A 21,156-nucleotide genomic window follows, 5' to 3' on the forward strand; every position below is an offset into this window, starting at 1 on the left:
GCTATTGTGCGTCTCTGCTGTCAGCAGAGCTCCAACCATCCTGATCGGACCGAGTCACTTCACGTCGCCCTGCACACTGAACCCATGAAACTTCTGGTGCTCGGCGGCAGCGATTTCGTGGGGCGAACAGCCGTCGAGCATGCCCTTGCGCTCGAATGGGATGTCACTGTGCTCAACCGCGGGACTTCCCCGCCGAACGAGCGAGTCACTGCTCTGCGCGGAGATCGACTCGACGCCGACGGACTCCAGGCGCTACGTGAGCAACACTGGGACACGGTGTTCGATACGTGGTCCTCGGATCCGACTGCCATCGAACGGTCCGCTGCACAATTGTCGGATCGAGTGCAGAGCTACGTCTACGTTTCGAGCAGATCCGTCTACGACGCACCGACCGTCGGCGCAAACGAAACATCGCCGCTCGTAACGGGATTCGGCACCGACTATGCCCGACAGAAGGCTGCTGGTGAACGAGCGGTCGTCGAAGCGTTGGGCGATCGAGCACTGCTGGTTCGGGCCGGACTGATCCTCGGACCCTACGAGAACATCGGCCGTCTGCCCTGGTGGTTGAACAGGATCGAGCAGGAGAGGAGCCTGCGGAGTGACCCGAACAGGCGTGCAAGTGGCGTGGTGGCACCCGGCCCCGCCGACCTCCCGCTTCAATACATCGACGCGCGCGATCTCGTTGGGTGGAGTCTCGATGCGGCGGCCCGTGGGCTCGGGGGTCCGTACGACGTGGTGAGTCGGCCCGGGCACACGACGATGGGCGAGGTGCTGCAGGCATGTATCACGGCAACCCGGTCCGACGCTCGGCTGTGTTGGGTGGAACCGGAAGTGCTCAGCGCTGCCGGCGTACAGCCATGGACCGAGCTACCGATTTGGATACCGCCTGGTGCAGATCATGATTCTTTGCACGCGTCCGACGTATCGAAGGCAATGGCGGCAGGGCTTCGAGCACGGCCGATCGAGGAGACCGTCACGGACACGTGGATGTGGCTGCAGTCCGTCGGCGGTGTGGCACCCACGAGAGGTGACCGGCCGACCGTCGGACTCTCGGCCGATCGTGAGGCGGCAATACTGGCGAATGCGAGACGGGCGGAGGGTTGGTGACGTGAGCAGACGCGAGCGCACTTGCCAGATGCGCGCAGCATAGCGACGTGATCGGTGTCTACTTTGTGCGCGTCTGGCAGACGCGCGCGCGTTTGCGGAAATGGGGGCCGCTACCCCAGTATTCCGCACTCTTGCATCAAAGCTAGATAACGATAGACAGCGCTACGGAGCGCAGAGTCGACGCACGGCGGCTTCGATTTTCGACGCCCGACGCTGAATTTCGGCGTCGTCGGCAGGCTCGCAGTGCGGGCTCGGCGCGGTCATCCACGCCGAGGTGATGCCGAACATCATGGTGATCAGATCCTCGACGGTGAAGGCGTCGGAGATCAGTCCGTCTCGCTGGGCGTCGGCCATGGCCCTGTGTCGCTCGGCGATGACAGAGTGGATGTCGTCGGTGCCCGAGGTCGCCATACCGCCCTGAAGCTGAGTCCACAGCAGGAGGCGGTGCTCCTCGGGATGCGCAGCGAGGTGCAGGTATTCGCGCGCTGCGTATCCGCCGAGGTCGTCGACGGCGAAGGGCACTTCGTCGATGAACCGCGCGAACCCATCCTCGACGACGGCCCGGAACAGCGCTTCTTTGTCCCCGAAGTACGCGTACAGACGTTCCTTGCTGGCCTTGGCCGCGGCCGCGATCCGATCGACGCGGGCCCCGGCCAGCCCGTGTACCGAGAACTCGTCTCGGGCGGCGACGACGATGCGGGCGCGGGTCGCACTGGCGTCAGGTTTCATGGCGGTCACCATACCCCCAACCAACTAGTTCGTTTGACTATTGGTTCTGGGTCGCCTACCTTTTCGCTCGGGACATTTTTCGTGCCCAGAATCAACGAGTACGAGTGGGGTACAAGCATGTCGCAGCACTCCGAGCGCGAAGCGCCGGATCTGAATCCGAACTACGAACGCCGATGGCTGGTGCTGTGCATCGTCGCTATCACGCAGCTCACGATCGTGCTCGACGGCACGATCGTCAACATTGCGCTGCCGCAGGCTCAGCTGGACCTGGGCATAAGCGACAGCAGCCGCGCCTGGGTCATCACCGCCTACGCGTTGTCGTTCGGCGCACTGCTGCTGCTCGGCGGACGCATCGCCGACTACTGGGGACGCAAGCGCTCGTTCATCGTCGGCATGGCAGGCTTCGCCGTTGCCTCCGCTATCGGCGGACTCGCTCAGGAAGGCTGGCAGCTGTTCATCGCGCGCGCCGGCCAGGGTGTGTTCGCTGCGCTGCTCGCCCCGGCAGCACTGGCCATCCTGACGGTGACGTTCACCGACACCAAGGAACGCGCCAAAGCGTTCGGCGTCTTCGGCGCCATTGCCGGTGGCGGCGCAGCGGTCGGCCTGCTCCTCGGCGGAGTGCTCACCGAATACGCGAACTGGCGCTGGTGCCTGCTGGTCAACATCCCGGTCGCAGTGTTCGCCATCGCTGCAGCGGTGCCTCTGGTGAAGGAGAGCAAGGCTCACGGAGACACCCGCTACGACCTGCCCGGCGCGATCCTCGTCGCTCTCGGTCTGGCATCGCTGGTCTACGGCTTCACCGAGGCCGAAGACGGCTGGGCGACGGTACCCACCATCTCGTTCATCGCGCTCGGCCTCGCTCTGCTGGCCGCGTTCGTCGTCGTCGAGTCCAAGTCCGCCAACCCGCTACTCCCCTTGAGTGTGTTGCTCGACCGTGACCGCGGTGCCGCGTACATCGGCTCGGCCGTCATCGGCGCTGCCCTGCTCGGTGGCACGTTGTACCTCACGTTCTACTTCCAGATCGTGCTGGAGATGAGCCCGGTCATCGCCGGCGTCGCGTCGCTGCCGATGACCGGCGGCATCCTGATCACGGCCGCGCTCGCTTCTGCGCTCGTGCCGAAGATCGGACCCAAGCCGCTGATGGCCGTCGGTCCGGTCGTGTCCGCAGTCGGCCTGCTGCTGCTGACCCAGATCGGCGTCGACACCTCGTACTTCACGCACGTCCTGCCGGGCGTCGTACTTCTCGGTCTCGGCCTCGGTCTGCTGATGGTTCCGATGCAGAACGTCGCTCTGATCGGCGTTCCCGATCACGACGCAGGTGCCGCATCGGCGCTGATCAACGCCACCCTGCAGGTCGGCGGCGCACTCGGTGCTGCGGTGTTCACCACCGTCTACACCTCGTCCAAGACCTCATACCTGGCCGAGAATCCGGCACCGACTCCGCCCGCCGGAGTTCCCGCGGAAGCTCTCGCCGGACAGGAAGTGCCCAGCGACGAGATGTTGGCCGCGCTGCCGGAGCCGATCCGCAACTTCGTGCTCGCGACTATCGACCATGCGTTCTCGGCCGAGGTCTCCGGCTACGCCTGGGCATTCGGTACCGCCGCGATCCTCGTCGCGCTGGTGAGCCCGGTCGTGTTGCTGCTCGTCCGCGCGAAGAAAGACGACCTGCCCGTCGGCGACACCCCGGTACATATCGGATAACGCAGGCACGAACCGACAACCCCGCTGCTCAGCCGTCGAGCAGCGGGGTTGACGTTTTTCGAAGGCATCGTCAGTCCGGGTCGATTGCTTCGGCCTGCGCGGTGAGCAACATGTGCAGCAGCTCGGGAGGCAATGCCATCGGAGGCATCGCGCCGAGAGTGATGGAGTTGTCGGAATCGCCGTTCAGTTCCTCCACCTCGTCGTGCAGGCTTTCCATCTTCTCGTCCAGCGTGTTGGCCGTCTCGGCGGCCTCGGTCAGTTCCGCCAACAGGGTGGGCGGAATCTGGCCGCGGTACTTGTAGAAGATCTTGTGCTCGAGGCTCGCCCAGAAATCCATGGCAATCGTGCGGATCTGGAGTTCGACCAAGACCGGTTGGACGCGATCGGACATGAACACCGGAATTTCGACGATGAGGTGCAAACTCTTGTAGCCGTTGGCTTTCGGGTTCGCGATGTAATCCTTGACCTCGACGACTCGAACGTCGGTCTGACTACTGAGCATGTCCGCGATGCGGTAGGTGTCGGAGATGAAGCTGCACGTGATGCGGACACCTGCGACGTCGAAGATGTTCTCGCGAATGGCGTCGAGCGTCAGTGCGCACTTCTTGCGCTGAGCCTTGTCGACGATGCTCTCGGGCGTCTTGAGTCGCGACGAGACATGCTCGATGGGGCTGTAGCGGTGGATGTGAGTGAATTCCTGCTTCAGGATGTTGATCTTGGTGATCAGTTCGTCGATTCCGAACTTGTAACTCATCATGAAGCGGGTGAAATCGTGCCTCAGCTGCACCAGGTCGACGACGGCGTCACTGTTGCTCATGCCCCCGATTGTCCACGATCGCCGGACGTGACCGCGCCGCGCGAGAATCGAAGCTGGCGTCGCTGCACGTGGCACCGAGTTCTGGGGTGAACCGCACGAGATTGCACCTCTGGCACTGATGGGTACGGTGATGCCCCCGCTCACACGAGCAAGCACGCGAACCCACCAGTACCGAACCGGCGACAAGCGGATGGCCGTTGGTGCAGTGAGTAGGTGCTCGTTCTGCCCACCGATCGCCGACGCGGTAGAGCGACCCGGCAACCGGGTCGGTGTCGCGCTCTTCGGATGCCATCGCGCGCAACCGCCTTCGACACTGCCTACCGCCCGATATGGACCGCCCGAAGTGGCTCCGCTGGCCGCATCGCCAACTCCGGGGGCCCGCTCAGACTAACAGAAATCGAACGTATGTTCTAATGCGGATGTCAAAACCACGTCTTGCGGCCACCGACTGCGCGCCCCATCGAACCGAGCAACGTCAGAACCGCGCCGACGACCACCAGAATGATGCCGATAGTCGTCAAAATTGAAATGCCGGCGAAATAGCCGATGAGGGCGAGGATGATTCCGAGAACGATCATGACTACTCCTGGTGCCAAAGTGAGCCCACTATCGACGAATTGTCGATGGGACCGAACCTACTCGGGCGCGTGGACGATTGCTTACAATTGTCGCTATTTTCCGGCATCCACTTTCGCCGCGAGGAAAGCCTCCGGATCGATCAGATCCGCCTGCCCCACGATCGATCCCAGATCCGCGATGCGCTCGATCCCGGTGAGCACCATCTCCTCCTCGACGGTGCCCTCGGCGTAGCCGTAGTAGCAGGTCGACGTGGTGTGGTTGTGGTCCTTGTCGATGCGGTTGGCGCGGCCCTCGATCTGCCTGATGTCGATGGGTGTCCACCGAGGATCGTGAATCAGCGTCACGCGCGGTGCGAGTGTGGAGACCGTCCCCTCCGGGAGCAGTAACTCGTTGGTGTGCAGGTTGATCGCGCTCGTGGTGGTCGAGACGATGACCGACGCGTCGCCGGTCTGAAAACGGCGGATCGACGCCTCCTGTTCGGGACTGCTCATGCTCCCGTCGACCACGGCGACCTCGAGCCCCTCGTCTCGAAGTGTCTGGGCCAGAGCAGCGACCGACTCGCGGTAGAACATCGAGACGAACACCTGATTGCCTGCCTTGACCCACGTCCGGACTTGATCCGCAGACGCGGGAATGCGCAGGTACGAGCACTTCTGGCGAAATCGCAGCGTCGCCGCACGGGTACTCGGGTTCTTCTGCAGCACTCGCTTTCCGCCGACGGCCTTCCAGATCGGCAGGCCGACTTCCTTGCGGTAGTCCACCCACGCCGAGTTGTACAGCCGCTTCTGCGCGGCCGTGAGTTCCTGGCCGAGGGGCTCCCGCGGAGTCGGCGGCGACGGTCGTGAAATCGACCACGGCACAGCACCTCCCGAGAGCCAGCCGTGCACCGAAGCGATGTCGCGGGCTCGCGTCGTCGCGTCCTCGGGCTCCCACCGCCACGTGGTCAACCCCGTCGTCGCCTTCCCTGCCTTGACGGCGAAGCCGGACTCGATGAGGAACTCCGCCCACTTCATCGTCACGGCATAGCCGAGATACTCGTCGTCACCGAGGATCTCGACGCCGCGGCTGCGTTCCACGGCACGGGCCATGTACGCGAAATGCAGCGGCTGATAGCCGGGAGTGGCAGACATCCACACGACGGATCGGGCCGCCTCCTGATATCGCCACAGAATTTGCGACTGCTGCGACTCGATGTTCATCAACGCATGCGACTCGTCGGCGATCACCACGTCGATGTCGAACCGCAGCTCTCCCAGCGAGATGGTCCGCTTGTTCTGCGTCCGTTTACGTTTGCCCAGATCGGTCTCGGGGGGAACCGACAGCAGTTTCTTGGTGGACTGATAGGTGATCAGCAACCAACGCTTGCGGTCGGACGGTTCGATGTCGGCCTCGCTGTCTGCAATGGTGCGACGCCACCCCGGCAGCGCACCCTTGGGTGCCACCACCAGAACCGTGCCGATCTCGGCGGCCGACATCTGCCGCACGGCCTCGCACACGGCCAACGTCTTACCCAGACCTGTCGAATCCATCTGCGCGAAGTACGGGAAGCCGGCGTCGAGCGCGGCCAGATGGCGTCGGACCGATTCGAGTTGGGTGTCGCGAGGCTGCATCGCCCGTTCGCGCACCTCTTCGTCGCGCCAACTGTCGTTCGCGTCGTCCTCGAGCCACCGCTGCAGGCTGTACGGCATCGATTCGTACGGCTGCAGGTACTCGGGCAGTTCGGTTCCGTAATACGCGAACACGCGCGGTCCGGGGTACCAGCGCGCCCCCGCTGCGCCCGCCGCGGACCGATCCTCGAACGGCACGTCCAACACCCAGACGCGCTCGCCGGGATCGGGCACCCGAAGATCGGGGGCGGCGGACTTGCGGGGCGACGTCTTGCGCGGGGCTGCTCTCTTGCGAGGTGCGGCCTTCTTCGGGGCAGCTTTCTTCGCCGCAGGCTCACCGTTCTTCGCAGCCGCGAACTTTCGCGCAGCGCTGCTCTGCCCGGCCTTGACGGTGCGGGCAGTGGTGGATCGGGCAGTGCGTTTACGAGGTGGCATCGGATCCAGTCTGTCGTACGGTGTGCACGAACACCGTAAAGGAGCCCTGTGACATACCCGAACGACCCGCGCGCCGTAGTTCTCGTCCACGACCGGGACTCGTCCCTGGCGCGTCGCGATATCGGCACCCTCGCCGCCGAATTGCGCACCAGGGGTTTCCTGTTGGACGTGCACTCCTTCGACCACAGTCCCGATGTCGCACCACCGACGCTGTCCGACGCGCAGGTGGTCGTGGTCATGGGCTCACCCGACGCCGCGTACGACGACACGCTGACCTGGCTCGCGCCGGAGATCGCGTACGTGCAGCAGGCGATCGATGCGCAGGTCCCGGTTCTGGGTGTGTGCTTCGGCGGCCAGTTGCTTGCTCGCGTGCTCGGCGGATCCGTCCGCAAGTCCGAGTACCCCGAGTACGGATTCGTCGACGTCGAGACGTCCGATCCCGAGCTCGTCGCCTCGGGCCCGTGGATGGAATTCCACGGCGACACGTTCGTCGCGCCGCCGGAGGCCACGGTCATCGCCCGCAACGCGGCTGCGCAGCAGGCCTTCGTCTGCGGCCCGCACCTCGGGTTGCAGTTCCACCCCGAGATCGACCTCGACACCTACGATGCATGGGCGGCCGCGTGGGACCGCGACGGCGTCGAACACGCGGTGGACGTGCACCAGATCAGGCAGGACATTGCCGACTCCGAAGCTGCAGCTCGTGAGCGGTGCTCGGCGCTGCTGGACGCATTTCTCGCCCGATCCTCGGCGGTGCCCCGGTAGGGTCGAACGATGACCGAGGCCAGGCCCAGCAACTTCAGCGATCACCAGCTCGGCATCTACGCCGCCGGAATGTTCGCCCAGCAGACACCGTCGATCACCACCAACCTGGCGAGGCTGGAGGACCAGGCTGCCGAGAAGCTCTCGCCCGAGGCGCTCGGCTACATCGTCGCCAGCGCGGGCAGTGGCTCGACGGCGCGGGCGAACCGGGCCGCCTTCGACAGGTGGGCCATCACGCCGCGGATGCTGCGCAGCTCGGCCTCGCGTGATCATGCGTGCACCGTGCTCGGCACCGACATGCCTGCACCGCTGCTGATCGCGCCGGTGGGCATTCAGACTCTCGCCCATCCCGACGGTGAACTCGCGACGGTTCGCGCGGCTGCGGAACTCGGTGTGCCGTACATACATTCGACGCAGGCCTCGCATTCGTTCGAGCAGATCGCCGAGGCGGGCGGAGATGCGCCGCGCTGGTATCAGTTGTACTGGCCGACGGACGAATCGGTACTGCTGAGCTTCCTGCAGCGTGCGAAGGACACCGGATTCACCACGTTGGTGCTGACGCTCGACACGACGTTGCTGGGCTGGCGGCCCGCCGATCTCGACCGCGGGTACCTCCCGTTCTTGGCGAACCTCGGCATCGAGAACTATCTGAGCGATCCGGCGTTCCAAGCCGGACTCGCTCAGCCCGTCGAGGAGAATCCCGTTGCAGCCGCGATGCATTGGGCGCTCATGTTCCCCAACCCGGGGCTGTCGTGGAAGAACCTGGCGTTCCTGCGCGAGCATTGGGACGGCCCGATCGTGCTCAAGGGCATCTGCACCGTCGGCGACGCCCGAGAAGCGGCCGCCCACGGAGTCGACGGCATCGTCGTCTCCAACCACGGCGGTCGTCAGATCGACGGTGCCAGGCCGTCTCTCGACGCATTGCCGTCCATCGTGGATGCGGTCGGTGACGAACTGACGATCCTGTTCGACTCCGGTGTGCGCACCGGTGCCGACATGGCCAAGGCGCTTGCGCTCGGTGCCGATGCGGTTCTTCTCGGCCGCCCGTTCCTGTACGGTCTCGCCCTCGGCGGGCAGGAGGGTGTTGCACACGTACTACGTTGCCTACTGGCCGAATTCGACTTGGTGACCAGCCTGTCCGGTCATACCGGCGCGGGCGAGCTCGGTCGCGACTCGATCGAGGCGTCCTGATGGAGTGGACGAAGCACGCGATCTGGTGGCACCTGTACCCGCTCGGCTTCACCGGTGCGCCGGTGCACGGATGGGACGGTGAATCCCAATCGGATCTGCACCGGCTGAACAGAATCGAGAAGTGGCTCGACTACGCCCTCGAACTCGGCGCGTCGGGCATCGCCCTCGGTCCGATCTTCGAGTCGGAGAAGCACGGCTACGACACTGTCGACTACTACCACGTCGACGGTCGGCTCGGCACCGACGAGGATATCGATTCGCTGATCGCTGCGGCGCATTCCCGCGGTCTGAAGGTGATGTTCGACGGCGTCTTCAACCATGTGGCGCAGAGCTTTCCGAAGTTCCGTGAGGCTCTGGCCGAGGGCCCGGACTCCGAGGCCGCGGGGTGGTTTCACCTCGACTGGTCCGGGGACGAGCCGACGCACCGCAACTTCGAGGGCCACGACGAATTGGTCGCACTCAACCACGACAGCCCGCACGTGCAGCAGTACGTCGTGGACGTACTGTCGCATTGGCTGGACCGCGGCGTCGACGCCTGGCGACTCGACGCGGCCTACGCGGTACCGCCGCGTTTCTGGGCCGCGGTGCTGCCGAAGGTTCGCGAGAAGCATTCGGACGCACACTTTCTGGGCGAAGTCATCCACGGTGACTACGACCGGATCGTCTCGGCCTCCACGTTGGACTCGGTGACGCAGTACGAACTGTGGAAGGCGATCTGGAGTGGGCTGAGCGAGAAGAATTTCTTCGAGCTCTCGCATGCCCTCGAGCGCCACAACGGTTGGCTCGACGCCTTCGTGCCCGCCACGTTCGTGGGAAACCATGACGTCAATCGCATCGCCAGCGTCATCGAGGACGAGCGACATCTGCTGCACGCGTTGGTGGTTCTGTTCACCGTGGGCGGTATGCCGATGATCTACTACGGCGACGAGCAGGCGTTCCGCGGTATCAAGGAAGATCGCGTCGGCGGTGACGACGAGGTCCGTCCCGAATACCCCGACACCCCCGAGGATCTCGCCCCGTACGGCTGGCCCGTCTACCGAGTGCATCAGGAGCTGATCGCAGTTCGGCGTCGCAATCCGTGGTTGTACTCCGCGCGCACCGAGACGCTCGAGCTCACCAACACCGCGCTGCTCTACCGCGTGTACGCGGACGGCAATTCGATGACGGTGGCGCTCAATCTCGGCGACGACACGATCGACTACCCGGCCCAGGGCAGTGAAGTACTGGCCGGAGAAGCGAGCCTGAACGACGGACGGGTAAGCGTTCCAGCGCACGGCTGGGCTGTCATCGGCTGATCGCTGCATACGGTTGTATTCGGCTGTCTACGTCGAGCGTAAGAAAGCGGTAGAGAGACCTACAGGTACAGTCGACCGCGACACGGGGTGCCCGTCAGGGCTGAGATCACACCCGTCGAACCTGATCTGGTTAGGACCAGCGAAGGGAATGTCGTGATGTTTCGGTATTTCCTGTCCCTCGCGACGGTCCCGACCTCGAACGAGAGGCGGAGCGCATGAGACTCGACGAGCAGACAGTGTTGGTCACCGGGGGTGGACGCGGGCTGGGAGCAGCGATTGCCGCGGCGTTCGCCGGTGAGGGCGCACGTGTGGTGATCGACTACCGCACCAGCGAAGAGGCAGCGGAGGCGTTGGCGGACAGGCTCGGCGACCGTGCATTCGCGGTTCAGGGCGACGTGACCGACGAGAGCGCGGTGGCCTCGGTGTTCGACTCGGCCCGTGCGCATTTCGGCACCCCGATCACCACCGTCGTCAACAACGCACTGGCCGATTTCTCGTTCGACGGGGATGCTCGACCGAAGGCCGACACCATCACCTGGGAGCGGTTCGACGCTCAGCTGCGAGGCAGCGTTCGCGCGGCACTGCTCACCACGCAGGCGGCCTTGCCGGGAATGCGTGAGGCGGGCTTCGGCCGAATCATCAACGTGGGCACCAACTTGTTCCAGAATCCGGTGGTGCCGTACCACGACTACACCGCCTCCAAGGCCGCCCTGCTCTCACTGACGCGCACGTTGTCGGTGGACCTGGGCGCGGACAACATCACCGTCAACATGGTGTCGGGCGGACTGCTTCGCACCACCGATGCCAGTGCCGCGACCCCGGCCGAGGTGTTCGACTTCATCGCGGCCTCGACCCCGCTGCAACGCGTCACCACGCCCGAGGAGTTCGCCGATGCTCTGCTGTTCTTCGCCTCCCCGTGGGCGCGGTCGGTGACCGGTCAGAACCTCGTTGTCGACGGCGGTTTGGTCAAGAACTGACATGCACCTCAACGCTTTTCTGTACGGCTGCGGACATCACAGTGCAGCGTGGCGGCATCCCGATTCGCGAGTGGAGGACCTGGGCGACATCGCGTACTACGAGGAACTTGCGCAGCTGGCCGAACGGGGAAAGTTCGACGCGGTGTTCTTTGCCGACGGGCATTCCGTTCGCGACCCGGCCGGCGCAGGAACCTGGTTTCTCGAACCGATCACGGCGCTGTCGGCCATGGCCAGAGCGACCACCCACATCGGTCTGGTCACGACTGTGTCGTCGACGTTCTACACACCGTTCCATGCCGCGCGCATGCTGGCGTCGTTGGACCACATCAGCGGCGGCCGAGCCGGCTGGAACGTCGTCACCTCCATGTTCGACGCCGAAGCACGCAATCACGGAATGGACGCCATACCGGCTCGGGAGGAGCGCTACGCACGGGCAGCAGAGTTCGTCGATACTGCACTGGCACTCTGGGATTCGTGGGAGCCCGATGCCCTGACGCTCGATCGCACCGGGGTGTACGCCGACCCGGCCAAGGTGCACTCGATCGACCACGACGGCAAACACTTTCGAGTCGACGGCCCGCTGACGGTGCCGCGGTCGCCGCAGGGCAGGCCGGTCCTGTTCCAGGCCGGTGCGTCGGGACCGGGCCGCGACCTGGCGGCGAAGTACGCCGAGGCGATCTACGCCGTCGCCTACGATCTCGTTGCCGCGCAGGGCTATTACGAGGACGTGAAGGAGAGAATCGATCGAGCAGGTCGTGACAGTGCGGCAGTGGGCATCATGCCGGGTTTGGTGACGTACATCGGATCGACGATGGAGGAGGCTCGCCAGAAGAAGGCCGAACTGGACGTCTTGCTGCCGACGGAACAATCCTTGGCGATGCTCTCGACGTTCACCGGGCAGGATTGTGCTGCTTGGGAACTCGATGAACCGGTACCGACTCTGCCACCTGCGGCCGAGTTCACGGGACCGCAGGGTCGGTACGAGACCATCCTGCGCATCATCGAGAAGGACCGGCCCACCGTGCGTCAGTTGCTGGGCACCCTCGCGGCCGGTGGCGGGCACGCCACGATGATCGGCACACCGGATTCCATCGCCGACGAGATGGAATCGTGGATCGGCCGCGGTGCCGACGGCTTCAACCTGATGTGCCCGCGCTACCCGGACTCACTCGCCGACTTCGTCGAGCACGTGGTCCCGATTCTGCAGCAGCGTGGCCTGTTTCGGTCCGAATACACGTCTTCGACGCTGCGAGGCCATCTGTCCGGATGACCCGGTACGGGTTCAATCCAACGTGTCGATGAACTCTCGCGTCAATCGTGCAATGTCGTCGGCGTGCGAGATCGGCGACCAATGCCCCGCCGGAATGTCGTTGCGGGTGAGGTTCTTCACCCACTTGCCGGTGTCGTCGTAGTGGTACGGCCGCACCGCGACGTCCTCGGTGTTGACGATGAGATGCACCGGGATGTCGATGTATCGATCCCGCGGATTGGTCAGCAGCGGAATGATGTTGGCGCGGTACAGCTTGGTGCCGTTGGTTGCGTCCGACCACAGTGTGGGGTTCTGGGTGACGAGCTTCGGATCGACGCCCGAGAACTCCTGGAGGAATGCCGGCCAGCCCTTGGCGAACTGTCGCTTGATGCGCAGTGTCGAGAGGCCGGGGATGTGGAAGGTGACGGTGTACCAGGACGCTCGGGTCTGCGCGAGAACCTGCTTGATTCCGGCAAGAGTGGGACGACGCAGGCGCGACTGCGACCACTTACCGAGGTGATCGAGGTTCGGCCCCGAAATCGATGTGTACGAGCGGATTCGATCCTTGGCCTGGGGCTGGGCTGCGGCCTCCCAGACCTCGACGGCACCCCAGTCGTGCGCGAGTACGTGAACGGGAGCGTCGGGACTGACCGCATCTGCCACGGCATAGAAGTCTGCCGCCAACCGGGCCAACTTGTACGCCGACTGCTCGGCAGGTACCGAGCTCTCGCCGGCTCCACGCGAGTCGTAGCTGATCACCCGAAAACGGTCTTCGAGTTGCGGCACGATGTGGCTCCACAGTTCGTGAGTATCGGGCCACCCGTGAACGAGGACGATGGGCTCGCCCTCGGGGTTACCGCTCTCGAACACCGCCAACCGAATGCCTTCGTTGACGACCGTCGTACGAACTGCGTTGCTGCTCACTGTCTTTCCGTTCTATAGATCGAGTACGAGACGGGCGCTTCGAGCACGCGAGACGCAGATGAGCATGTGGTCGCGCTGCTCTTCCGGGGTCAATCGCGATTCGAGGTGTTCGGGCTCCCCGGAGAGCACACGCACCTTGCAGGTGCCGCAGAAGCCCTGTTGGCACGAGTACGCGATATTGGGCTTGCGTTCCTTGACAGCGGTGAGCACCGAGGCGTCGGCTGCGACGTCGAGTACGGCCCCGCTGCTGATCAGCTGCACCTCGAACGGTGTGCCATCGAGGATCGGCGGCGGACCGAAGCGCTCAAAATGCAATGCGGTGGCAGGGCACTGGCGGAAGTCGCGGCGGACGGCGTCGAGCATCGGGGTAGGTCCGCAGCAGTAAACGGCACCGCCGGCCGGGGCGCGCTCGAGCAATTCACCCTCGGTGGGGTACCCGTGCACGTCGTCGGTACGGATCAACACGCGGTCCGATTCCCAGCTCTCGATCTCGTCGAGAAAAGGCATCGTGTCCCGGGAGCGACCGCAGTACACGAACTGCCAATCCATCCCGAGGATCCGTGCGGCACGGACCATCGCGATGATGGGGGTGATGCCGATGCCGCCGGCGACGAACAGCGCGCTGCCCTCGGCGACGAAGGGAAAGCCGTTCCGTGGGCCGCGTACGGTGACCTCGGTTCCGGGCTCGAGTGCATGCATCTCGATGGATCCACCTGCGCCGGTGGGGATTCGGCGCACAGCGATCCGGTAGCAACTACGGTCGGACGGATCGCCGCACAGCGAGTACTGCCGACGGCGACCCGACGGCAGATGTAGATCGAGGTGGCAGCCGGGATGCCAGGTCGGCAGCTGCTCCCCCGTCGGCGAGGCGAGGGTCAGGGCGGCGACGTTCTCGTCCTCGGCGATGATCTCGCGGTCGACGACCACCAACCGCAGCGCGGAATCGGGATTGTGGCCGGCTACCGCGTCGTCGTACTCCTTGCCGGCAGTCGCATGCATGTAGCCGTTGAGGAACGTTCCGAGCATCTGCATCGAGCGATCGGCGCGAGGGCGTCCGCGCAGATCCGGTGGCGCGTCCTTGGGCAACAGCCGCGGAACGCGACCCGTCGAGAGCCTCACCGCGCCGCAGCCTGCGCGGCCGGGGACGACGCCAGGTAGCGCACGGCCTGAGCCGTCGAGCCTTCCTGGCTCGGGTGATACGACTTCTTCAGGTAGCGAGACATACTGCGGCCGACGTGCGTCAGCGCCGGCAGCGTGCCGCGGCGAACAGACCTGCGCCACAGGGCCGATCGGGGCTTGCGGACCGACTTCGGCGCGCTCTGCAGCTCGGGGTCGTTCTTCATCAGGAAGATGATGCCGCGCATCCAGATGTACCCCATCAACGGAACGACCACGACGAACGTGCGCAGGCGACGTACCTCGCGCTTGTCGAAGTAACGAAGGGTGTCGTACGCAACCGAGCGGTGTTCCACTTCTTCGGCACCGTGCCACCGCAGCAGATCGAGCATCGTCGGATGGATGCCGGCTCGGTCCAGACCGTCGGCATTGAGTACCCAATCACCGAGGAACGCCGTCACGTGCTCGATGGCCGCGATAAGGGCCAGCCGCTCGACGAGGTTGTTCTTCGATCGCAGACTCGTCACCGAATCCGATCCGAGTACCTTGCCGAAGGCCCATTCCATCTGATCGGTGAACGGAGTGGGGTCGAGCCCGTTGTTCTGCAGATGCACGAGGACGCCGGTATGAGCCTCGGCGTGCACGGCTTCCTGCCCGATGAAGCCGATGACGTCGTCGCGCAGCTTCTCGTCGTCGATGTAGGGCAGGGCCTCTTTGAACGTGTCGACGAACCAGTGCTCGCCGGCCGGGAGTAGTAGATGCAGCACGTTGAGGACGTGCGTGGTGTACGGATCGCCGGGCACCCAGTGCATCGGCAGATCGCTCCAGTCGAACTTGACGTTCCTGGCCTGCAGCATCACTTCGCCCGGGTCCGATGCGACGGCGTTGCGCTCGTTCATCGAGTCGACCTCCTCCACGTCCGCGATGTGGCCGCTGCCACAGTGCGCGACTTAGTATAAACACCGGTTACAGGTAAAAGGAACCATGTCGGTGGACAGTGAGAGACTTCTGCGATGACTGACCCCTCCCCAGCGGCTGTTCCCCCGAGCAGCGTGCCCGTGGCCTGGCCCACCGAGTGGCCCGTCGATGTGCGTCGAATCGCGGACGCCACAGTCGATGCCCTTGCTGCTGTCGTGGCGCAGGATCCGATCGCGTTCGACGAGGCCGTCGAACTGTTGGACCGCTCGGACGCGGCCAAGGCCGGGAACGTGCATGCGGAGATGGTACGGAGTTTGCTCGAAGAGGTATACAGCGATGGCTTGACCGGGGAGAACGTCCAGGAAGTACTCGGCCGGACCGTCCGCGGAGCCGACTGGCTCCCGAGCTTGGACATCGCCGGATTCGTCGAGGTGCTCACCGGCGCGCTGGGTGTGACGGACGTCGACGAACAATCACGTTCGAGGCCGCGGCCTGCGCACGCCCTGCTGGTGGTGGCGGATCTGCTCGCGGTTCGGCGAGGCCGCGCCGAGACGTATGTGCGCCGCGCACTCGCCGAGATTCACCGCGCGCAGACAGTGGAGATGCCCTAGCGAGATCTTCGCCTCTCTTGCGCCGATGCTAGAGAGTCGTAGAAGGCACTACCGACGCCGACGACGAACTCGAAGTTATGGACACTTTTCGACGGATTCTCGTCCCCAACTTCGAGTTCGCGGCGTCGGACGTGGCTATCGATGCAGCAGATTGGCCCCGGCGATGATGGCCCGGATCGACGACAGGGTTGCGTCGAGCTCGATGGACATCGACCATTTGCGGCGACCGTCGTGCTCGGCCAGGATGAAGGTGGCGGTCTCGTCGCCGATGCGCTGTTGGTGGAACGAGAGGATCTCGATGCGGAATCCGGCGTCGTGGAGCATCGATGTCAACGCCTCGATCGGTCCGTATGTTGTTGCGGCACAAGCGAAGATGGTGTCACAGATGCCGAAGGTGGCGTCGAACGACGTCTTGCCTCCGGTGGCCCCAGTGCCGGACCAGGAGCCCAGCCGGAGAGGGCCGGTGGTGGGCGAGAAGCGGTCGACGAAGGCCGTCCACGACATGTGTTGCCCGGAGATCTCGTCGCGCATCGTGCGCGGCAGGGCGCAGCCGAAGCGGGCATGGAACGGATCTGTGGCGAAAGTCGAAGCAAGTGAATTCATGAGGGTGGTCCTGGCGAATGTGAAGGGAGGACCGAGAGAGCACGACGACCCGCAGCGAGGGGTCGGTCCGAATCAGACCCCGCTACGGCGGCGTACTACGAGAATGCGCTTCACGGAGCCGACAGTAGCCCCGGCCTCGGGCGTCCCGCAAGTATCGAACGAATACGGATCTCTAGGACACGAGCTAGATGTCCGCATATATTGCACGATTCGTTGTAACTTTGGCCCCATGGACCCCGTGCGTAACCCTTACGCTCCCGGCGCCGGCCAGCGCCCACCCGAGCTCGCCGGTCGAAAGAAGCAGCTCGACGCCTTCGACGTCGTCCTCGAACGCATCACCCGCGGCAGACCGGAACGCAGCGTCGTACTCACCGGGCTGCGCGGCGTCGGCAAGACGGTGCTGCTGAACCACCTCCGATCCGCGGCCATCGCGCGCGGCTGGGGCACCGGCAAGATCGAGGCTCGCCCCGACCAGGAACTGCGCCGGCCCCTGTCGTCGGCGCTGCACATGGCGGTACGCGGCATTGCGGCCTCGCATCGAGACCCCGAACGCGTCGACGAGTTTCTCGGCGTCCTCAAGGCCTTCGCGCTGCGCGCCACCGCGGACAAGGGGATGCGCGAGCGGTGGCAACCGGGCATCGACGTCCCGGCGAAGACCGGCCGCGCCGACTCCGGTGACATCGAGATCGACCTCGTCGAACTGCTGCTCGACGCCTCCGCGCTGGCCGGGGACGTAGGTGTGGGTATCGCCATCTTCATCGACGAGATGCAGGACCTCGGTCCCGCAGACATCTCCGCACTGTGCGCGGCCTGCCACGAACTCAGTCAGGACACCGCGCCGCTGATCATCGTCGGGGCCGGACTACCGCACCTACCGGCTGTGTTGTCGGCATCCAAGAGTTACTCCGAGCGCCTGTTCAGCTACCACCGAATCGGCAGGCTCGAGCGAGCCGCAGCAGATCTCGCGTTGATCGCGCCGGCCGACCGCGAGGACGTCGAATTCACCCCCGAGGCACTCGACGCGCTCTACGCAGCCGCCGATGGCTACCCCTACTTCGTGCAGGCCTACGGCAAAGCGACCTGGGATCTCGCCGCCGACAGCCCGATTTCCGCCGAGGACGTGCGTGTTGCCGCTCCGACGGCTGAGGAGGAACTGGCCGTCGGATTCTTCGGTTCGCGCTACGAACGCGCGACGCCCGCCGAACGCGAATACATGCGCGCGATGGCCGAACTGTCGGTGGACGACGGTTCGGTACCGACCTCGGCCGTGGCCACCGAGCTCAAACGCAAACCGGCATCACTGTCGCCTGCCCGGGACGGCTTGATCAAGAAGGGCCTGATCTACTCGGCCGAGCGCGGCACGATCGCGTTCACGGTGCCGCATTTCGGGCGCTACCTGAGAGCGCAAACCGACGAGCCCGCTGCGGTCTGAGGCGTCGACGCTACGACTGCGCCCGTGCCCCGCTCAGCTTGTCGAGGCGACGGACCGCGGTGCGATCGGTGCGGTCGACGTTGACGAGGCTCGGGTCGCCGTCGTAGAAGTCCATCAGGCGCTGATCCATCACCTTGCGCCACAAGGGCGGGACCATCGCGCAGAAGATCATCACCGCGTATCCGGCCGGGAGTTGCGGAGACTCGTCGACGGTTCGTAGTGCTTGGTAGCGGCGTACCGGATTCGCGTGATGGTCGCTGTGGCGTTGCAGGTGGTACAGAAACAGGTTGCTCCACAGGTGATCGCTGTTCCAGCTGTCCCGGTGGGAGGGCTTGGCGTAGCGACCGTCCGGACGCCTGGTGCGCATCAGGCCATAGTGCTCGAGGTAGTTGGCTGCCTCGTACAGGACGATGGCGATGGCGGCCTGAATCAGTAGGTACGGCAACACGATCCAACCGAACACTGAGATCAGTGCCCCGAACAGAACGATGCTCATCGCGGCCGCGTTGAAGAGGTTGTTGCGCAGCGTCCACGGTGACGAGCCCGACCGCGCGAGTCGACGGGTTTCGAGATCCCAGGCCGAATGCAGACCGTGGATCATCGTGCGTGGCAGAAACTTCCAGAACGATTCACCGAATTTCGCCGACGCCGGATCCTCGGGGGTGGCGACGCGCAGATGGTGGCCGTGGTTGTGCTCGACGTAGAAGTGGCCGTACAGCGTCTGCGCCAGAGTGACTTTGGAGAGCCACCGCTCGACGTTCTCGCGCTTGTGCCCCAGTTCGTGCGCGGCATTGATGCCGACGCCGCCGACGACGCCCACAGTGACGGCCAGACCGATCCTCTCCGGTGTGCCGAGTGGGCCGTGGGCCCACAGGTAACACGCGGCCACCAGGCCGGCGTACTGCAGCGGGAGGAAGAGGTAGACGCACCACCGGTAGTACTTGTCCTTGTCGAGTGCTGCGAGAGCCTCGTCGGGTGGATTGCTGCGATCGACGCCCGCGAACTTGTCGACCAACGGCAGCGCGATGCCCATGATCATCAGCCCGAGTGCCCAGAATGCGCCGGGTCCGAGGAGTGACACCAAGCCCCACGCCAGGAACGGGCTCAGCGGAATCGTCAGGCCGAGCGGCCAGAGATAACGCTTGGGATCGCGCCACGTCGGCGAGGCCCCTGCGGCGTCCTTGTCGGGCATGCGTGAACTCACTCCTGATCTTCGAGGCTGCCCACGCGGTACGAGGGGATGCGGTGGTGGTCTGTCACAAGTACATCGCCACGCCTCTGAGGATAGTTACCTAGACGAATCTGTGGGGTTCGAGCGATGGGCCGTCGAAGGCGTCGCGGTCCTTGTACGGTGACCGAATGCAGCATGTCGAGTCGTCGTTCGCCGGGGTACACGGAACTCGTATCGTCTACGACGTCTGGACCCCGGACGCCGCCGCCGATAGTTCCCCTACCGGCGTTCTGGTGCTGGCCCATGGCCTGGCCGAGCACGCAGGACGGTACCGACACGTGATCGAGCGGCTCGGCTCGCTCGGCCTCGTCGTCTACGCACCCGACCACCGCGGGCACGGGCGATCCGGCGGCAAGCGAGTCTCCTTGGCGAAATGGTCGGACTTCACCGACGACCTGCACACACTGTTCTCGATCGCGGCTGAGGAGCACCCCGGCAGCCGCACCTTCCTCCTCGGACACAGCATGGGCGGTGCCATCGCACTGTCCTACGCCCTCGACCATCAGGGTGATCTGGACGCACTGATGCTGTCCGGGCCTGCGGTCAACCCGTCCGTGGGCCAGCCGAAAGCGTTGGTCGCGGTGGGTGCAGTACTCGGCAGGTTCCTGCCGTCGCTGCCGGTGCTGAAACTCGACCCCGACGACGTCTCCCGCGACAAGGCCGTCGTCGACGCCTATGTCGCCGATCCGCTGGGCTATCACGGCAGCGTCACGGCCGGGCTCGCGGCAGCACTGTTGCAGGAGAGTCGTACGTATCCCGCCAGATTGCCGTCGCTGACCATTCCGGTGTTGCTGCAGCACGGAACCGCGGACCGGTTGGCCGACGTCTCGGGCAGCGAGCTGATCGCCGAGCTGGCGGGATCCGAGGACCTGACCTTGAAAACCTACGACGGGCTGTTCCACGAAGTCTTCAACGAGCCGGAGCAGGAACGCGTGCTCGACGACCTGATCACGTGGTTACGGCCGCGGGTCGGCGGCGGGGCTGTAAGTTCCTGACGGGTCCAGCGGAAGAACGGGGTTACGACCATGGCCAGACGAGCGCTCGTATTGGGCGGCGGCGGTGTAGCGGGCATTGCGTGGCAGACAGGCGTCCTTCTGGGACTGGCCGAGGCCGGGGCCGATGTCAGCGACGCCGAGATGTTGCTCGGAACGTCGGCCGGTTCTTCGGTGGCCGCTCAGATCTCGAGCGGCACCCCGGTGTCGGAGTTCTTCGAGCGTCAGGCGGACGAGTCGATGCAGGACAACGAGCCACACGCCGAGGCCACCATCGACGAGCTCGTCACCATGTTGGCCCGAGCAGCCCAGAACTCGGACGGCAGTGCGCTGGACACCCGCAGGCGCATCGGTGCCGAAGCTCTGGCGACAGCGACGATCAGCGAACGGGAACGACGAGCCATCATCGCCCGTCGACTGACGAAGCACTCGTGGCCCGACCGTGATCTGCGGATCGTCACCGTGGACGCCCTGACGGGGCGCCATCGAGTACTGGACCGGGGATCGGGCGTCGAGCTCATCGATGCCGTGGCCGCGAGTTGCGCGATCCCGGGCATGTGGCCGCCGGTGACGATCGGCGATCACCGCTACGTCGACGGCGGTATCCGTGCGAGCGAGAACGCCGATCTGGCGGTGGGTTTCGAGAAGGTGCTGGTGCTCAAGGTCGGTGCACTCGACCTGGAAGGCGACCCCTTCGAGGTCGAACGGGGAAAATTGGTCAAGGGCGGCTCGAAGGTGGAAGTGATCGTTCCCGACGCGGCTTCGTCGGCTGCGATCGGACCCGACCCCACCGACATCGCCGTGCGCGCAGCGGCGGCAACAGCGGGCCGGGCGCAGGGCGCCGCCATCGCCGAGCGTATCGCCGATTTCTGGGTGGGCTGAG

Annotated in this window: 20 protein-coding genes and 1 riboswitch; of the genes, 11 read left to right on the top strand and 9 right to left on the bottom strand. The window is 64.9% G+C overall.

Annotated features, from left to right (window positions below; all coding sequences use genetic code 11):
- Positions 1 to 84: 84 nt before the first annotated feature.
- Positions 85 to 1,107, top strand: coding sequence for an NAD-dependent epimerase/dehydratase family protein (locus tag CH278_RS10735; RefSeq protein WP_094621871.1), 1,023 nt, complete (start codon positions 85 to 87; stop codon positions 1,105 to 1,107).
- A 162-nt stretch (positions 1,108 to 1,269) separates the two neighbouring features.
- Here the strand turns inward: CH278_RS10735 and CH278_RS10740 are convergent, their stop codons facing one another.
- Entirely contained in the window at positions 1,270 to 1,836 is a 567-nt protein-coding gene (locus tag CH278_RS10740) for a TetR family transcriptional regulator (protein ID WP_032368008.1), read from the bottom strand.
- A 117-nt stretch (positions 1,837 to 1,953) separates the two neighbouring features.
- Between CH278_RS10740 and CH278_RS10745 the strand changes: the two genes are divergently transcribed.
- The gene (locus tag CH278_RS10745) at positions 1,954 to 3,537 is read left to right on the top strand and encodes an MFS transporter (protein ID WP_032367742.1); all 1,584 of its coding nucleotides are present in this window, start codon (positions 1,954 to 1,956) and stop codon (positions 3,535 to 3,537) included.
- A gap of 70 nt (positions 3,538 to 3,607) precedes the next feature.
- On the opposite strand, the gene CH278_RS10750 is transcribed toward CH278_RS10745, so the two are convergent.
- The 3 genes from CH278_RS10750 to CH278_RS10765 form a co-directional block, all read right to left on the bottom strand.
- Entirely contained in the window at positions 3,608 to 4,354 is a 747-nt protein-coding gene (locus CH278_RS10750; protein ID WP_032373497.1) for a GTP pyrophosphokinase, read from the bottom strand.
- 422 nt (positions 4,355 to 4,776) lie between these two features.
- A complete protein-coding gene (locus tag CH278_RS27450; RefSeq protein WP_094611554.1) occupies positions 4,777 to 4,932 on the bottom strand; it encodes a DUF6131 family protein in 156 nt (51 codons plus the stop codon).
- A 93-nt stretch (positions 4,933 to 5,025) separates the two neighbouring features.
- Complete coding sequence (locus tag CH278_RS10765) at positions 5,026 to 6,975, bottom strand: helicase-related protein (RefSeq protein ID WP_255032303.1); 1,950 nt, start codon at positions 6,973 to 6,975, stop codon at positions 5,026 to 5,028.
- A gap of 48 nt (positions 6,976 to 7,023) precedes the next feature.
- Between CH278_RS10765 and CH278_RS10770 the strand changes: the two genes are divergently transcribed.
- The 5 genes from CH278_RS10770 to CH278_RS10790 all read left to right on the top strand — a co-directional run bounded on the left by CH278_RS10770 (position 7,024) and on the right by CH278_RS10790 (position 12,467).
- Positions 7,024 to 7,737: a type 1 glutamine amidotransferase gene (locus tag CH278_RS10770; protein WP_094621873.1), complete on the top strand. Its 714-nt coding sequence runs from the start codon at positions 7,024 to 7,026 to the stop codon at positions 7,735 to 7,737.
- A 9-nt stretch (positions 7,738 to 7,746) separates the two neighbouring features.
- On the top strand, positions 7,747 to 8,925 hold the full coding sequence (locus CH278_RS10775) for an alpha-hydroxy-acid oxidizing protein (RefSeq protein ID WP_094621874.1): 1,179 nt from the start codon (positions 7,747 to 7,749) through the stop codon (positions 8,923 to 8,925).
- A complete protein-coding gene (locus tag CH278_RS10780) occupies positions 8,925 to 10,220 on the top strand; it encodes an alpha-amylase family glycosyl hydrolase (RefSeq protein ID WP_094621875.1) in 1,296 nt (431 codons plus the stop codon). The genes CH278_RS10775 and CH278_RS10780 overlap by 1 nt, the downstream gene beginning before the upstream one ends.
- Positions 10,221 to 10,293: 73 nt before the next feature.
- Positions 10,294 to 10,386, top strand: a riboswitch (TPP riboswitch).
- A gap of 49 nt (positions 10,387 to 10,435) precedes the next feature.
- Positions 10,436 to 11,197, top strand: coding sequence for a 3-oxoacyl-ACP reductase (locus CH278_RS10785; RefSeq protein ID WP_094621876.1), 762 nt, complete (start codon positions 10,436 to 10,438; stop codon positions 11,195 to 11,197).
- 1 nt (position 11,198) lies between these two features.
- Positions 11,199 to 12,467 carry an LLM class flavin-dependent oxidoreductase gene (locus tag CH278_RS10790; protein ID WP_094621877.1) on the top strand — a complete coding sequence of 423 codons (1,269 nt, stop codon included), beginning with the start codon at positions 11,199 to 11,201 and terminating at the stop codon, positions 12,465 to 12,467.
- Positions 12,468 to 12,479: 12 nt separating this feature from the next.
- Here the strand turns inward: CH278_RS10790 and CH278_RS10795 are convergent, their stop codons facing one another.
- The 3 genes from CH278_RS10795 to CH278_RS10805 all read right to left on the bottom strand — a co-directional run bounded on the left by CH278_RS10795 (position 12,480) and on the right by CH278_RS10805 (position 15,385).
- A complete protein-coding gene (locus CH278_RS10795) occupies positions 12,480 to 13,370 on the bottom strand; it encodes an alpha/beta fold hydrolase (RefSeq protein ID WP_094621878.1) in 891 nt (296 codons plus the stop codon).
- Between the two features lie 12 nt (positions 13,371 to 13,382).
- The gene (locus CH278_RS10800; RefSeq protein ID WP_256991851.1) at positions 13,383 to 14,402 is read right to left on the bottom strand and encodes a PDR/VanB family oxidoreductase; all 1,020 of its coding nucleotides are present in this window, start codon (positions 14,400 to 14,402) and stop codon (positions 13,383 to 13,385) included.
- 83 nt (positions 14,403 to 14,485) lie between these two features.
- On the bottom strand, positions 14,486 to 15,385 hold the full coding sequence (locus CH278_RS10805) for a metal-dependent hydrolase (protein WP_063216853.1): 900 nt from the start codon (positions 15,383 to 15,385) through the stop codon (positions 14,486 to 14,488).
- A 114-nt stretch (positions 15,386 to 15,499) separates the two neighbouring features.
- Between CH278_RS10805 and CH278_RS10810 the strand changes: the two genes are divergently transcribed.
- Positions 15,500 to 16,015 carry a hypothetical protein gene (locus CH278_RS10810; protein ID WP_094621880.1) on the top strand — a complete coding sequence of 172 codons (516 nt, stop codon included), beginning with the start codon at positions 15,500 to 15,502 and terminating at the stop codon, positions 16,013 to 16,015.
- Positions 16,016 to 16,150: 135 nt separating this feature from the next.
- Here the strand turns inward: CH278_RS10810 and CH278_RS10815 are convergent, their stop codons facing one another.
- A complete protein-coding gene (locus CH278_RS10815; protein ID WP_094621881.1) occupies positions 16,151 to 16,618 on the bottom strand; it encodes a 2-isopropylmalate synthase in 468 nt (155 codons plus the stop codon).
- 229 nt (positions 16,619 to 16,847) lie between these two features.
- Between CH278_RS10815 and CH278_RS10820 the strand changes: the two genes are divergently transcribed.
- Positions 16,848 to 18,050 (top strand): ATP-binding protein, encoded by a 1,203-nt coding sequence (locus CH278_RS10820; protein WP_032367752.1) that lies wholly within the window; start codon positions 16,848 to 16,850, stop codon positions 18,048 to 18,050.
- Positions 18,051 to 18,060: 10 nt separating this feature from the next.
- Here the strand turns inward: CH278_RS10820 and CH278_RS10825 are convergent, their stop codons facing one another.
- Positions 18,061 to 19,242 (bottom strand): alkane 1-monooxygenase, encoded by a 1,182-nt coding sequence (locus CH278_RS10825; protein ID WP_094621882.1) that lies wholly within the window; start codon positions 19,240 to 19,242, stop codon positions 18,061 to 18,063.
- A gap of 167 nt (positions 19,243 to 19,409) precedes the next feature.
- On the opposite strand from CH278_RS10825, the gene CH278_RS10830 reads away from it, so the two are divergent.
- Positions 19,410 to 20,276 (top strand): alpha/beta hydrolase, encoded by an 867-nt coding sequence (locus CH278_RS10830; RefSeq protein ID WP_094621883.1) that lies wholly within the window; start codon positions 19,410 to 19,412, stop codon positions 20,274 to 20,276.
- A gap of 30 nt (positions 20,277 to 20,306) precedes the next feature.
- Positions 20,307 to 21,155: a patatin-like phospholipase family protein gene (locus CH278_RS10835; protein ID WP_094621884.1), complete on the top strand. Its 849-nt coding sequence runs from the start codon at positions 20,307 to 20,309 to the stop codon at positions 21,153 to 21,155.
- Position 21,156 lies beyond the last annotated feature (1 nt).

Source organism: Rhodococcus sp. 05-2254-5, assembly GCF_002258575.1.
GTDB lineage: Bacteria > Actinomycetota > Actinomycetes > Mycobacteriales > Mycobacteriaceae > Rhodococcoides > Rhodococcoides fascians.